This window comes from Vibrio sp. 779(2023), assembly GCF_033344285.1.
In the GTDB taxonomy this organism is placed as follows: domain Bacteria; phylum Pseudomonadota; class Gammaproteobacteria; order Enterobacterales; family Vibrionaceae; genus Vibrio; species Vibrio alginolyticus.
The window spans coordinates 1-1,646 of sequence record NZ_JAWPOM010000069.1 but is presented as its reverse complement, the minus strand read 5'-3'; the positions used below and the strand labels follow the sequence as shown (position 1 = coordinate 1,646).

Below are 1,646 nucleotides of genomic sequence, written 5' to 3'. Positions count from 1 at the left end.
CTTGATTGATAGATTCATTGAGAGCTTGCTTCACTTCAACCGGATCGCGGTGACCCATCGAACATCCCATTAAAGAAGCAATCGTTATTCCTACAACTAATTTGCGCATATCTGATCAGGCTCTGGTTATTATTTTTTTACGTTTAAACCAAAAAGCTCAAGGTTCCACTGACGGCTACCACGCTTTAAAGTTACAAATTCACTATTGATGCTTGCTACTCGATAACCGTTAAACAGTTCACCCTGTTCGACAAGTCGGTTATTCATGATTGCGACACATTCGGTATTTGGCTTACAGACAATGCTGTTCAGTGTCGGCAAGCGGTATTGTTTCGCTTTGGGCTTGGCAGACACCTCTGCTGGTTTTTGCCAACCAAGTGGTGCAGTTGGATCCTGATTTGCCAAGACTGAACCAGACAAGGCGATAGCCGCGATTGAGGTAATGAGTTTTTTAACCACCGATAAACTCCTCTCGAGAACCTAATGTGTACACTTCAAGCACTAACTTCGCTTTTGGATATTCTTCTACTTTGTAACTGAAGCTACGCCAAAAATAGCTGGCAGGTAAGCTCTCTAACTTGTTTAAGTAGTTGGCGATAGAAAAGTAGTCACCAGTTAGCTCCATGCGTACTGGGTGTACGTAGTAGCCAGAGTATTGTGATGCTTCTTTATCTTCTGTGATCGGCTCAGATGGCAGAGTCTGCAATGACACCAAGTGAATGCCACTTTGCTGCTCTAATACGCTCTCTAATACGCCCGCCATTTGTGAAGGCGTTACCAAGTGTTCAATAATTTGCGACAACTGCATCGAAAGATGCTGACTTTCCGTCAACAGGTTGGAAATTTCCAAATCAATATCTGCGTTTGGATCTTTCTTCAATTGAGCCTTAACACGTAAAATATCAATTTCTGTTTTTTGGTTTGACTGCTTTAAGTTACTCAGCTGTCTTTCATTGTTTGAGATCTGATTGAGCTTAGGTTCTAGCACCAACGTAAACAGCAACATAACTACAGTCACGAGGCCGCACAGTGCCACCAGCATTTTCTCGCGCGCGCTCATGTCTCCAAAGCGCTCTTCTAATGAGCTCCAGAATTCGTTCATTTCTCTTTATCCTCGCGCGTTTTCAACTCAAACGTCACTATGTCTTTCTCATTGCGACCGATTTTCACGTCGTCAAATGTTCGCCCAACAAGACTGATCTCATTCTTGAACTGGCTTACCCAACTCGGCACTGAACTCGGAGCTTTCGCTAAGCCTTTTAAATCCAAGGTGTTGTTGTTGATGCGAATTTCGGATAAAGAGATTTCTTGGTTGCCCAATTTTGCTAATGACTGCATCACACCTGAGTAACCCGTGCGTTGCGAATCATCGTACTTGCCCACCGCTTTCAAGGAATCTCGCTTAGCTTTGACTTCACGCTCTAGACGCGCTTTGGCCGCTAACTTATTTGGATCAGGCTGATGCTTTCGCAGCTTCACTTCGTAGTAATCTAAGTCAGATTTAAGAATATCGCCCTTGCCTTTCACAATCGCGATTTCATCTTCCAAACCTTCACTTTGCCAAGACACGTAGCCGTAAGACAACAGAATCACAGCCGCAGCCGCGCCCCAAGAAATCGCCACATTTTTTAGCGTAAGGAGATCTT

General features: G+C 44.1%; 2 protein-coding genes and 1 pseudogene. All 3 read right to left on the bottom strand.

Translation table 11 applies throughout. The features are described from left to right. Positions 1 to 129: 129 nt before the first annotated feature. On the bottom strand, positions 130 to 459 hold the full coding sequence (locus R8O70_RS24925; protein WP_025631916.1) for an MSHA biogenesis protein MshK: 330 nt from the start codon (positions 457 to 459) through the stop codon (positions 130 to 132). Further along, positions 452 to 1,102, bottom strand: coding sequence for a type II secretion system protein GspM (gene gspM / locus R8O70_RS24920; RefSeq protein ID WP_020841336.1), 651 nt, complete (start codon positions 1,100 to 1,102; stop codon positions 452 to 454). Before gspM ends, R8O70_RS24925 begins: the two co-directional genes overlap by 8 nt. Next, positions 1,099 to 1,646, bottom strand: a pseudogene (locus R8O70_RS24915) (MSHA biogenesis protein MshI); the annotation flags it as partial. The pseudogene R8O70_RS24915 and the gene gspM, both read right to left, overlap by 4 nt.

What these genes read in the sequence shown, in the direction of transcription:
- gspM (WP_020841336.1), bottom strand. Translation starts at nt 1,102, where the DNA reads ATGAACGAATTCTGGAGCTCATTAGAAGAGCGCTTTGGAGACATGAGC.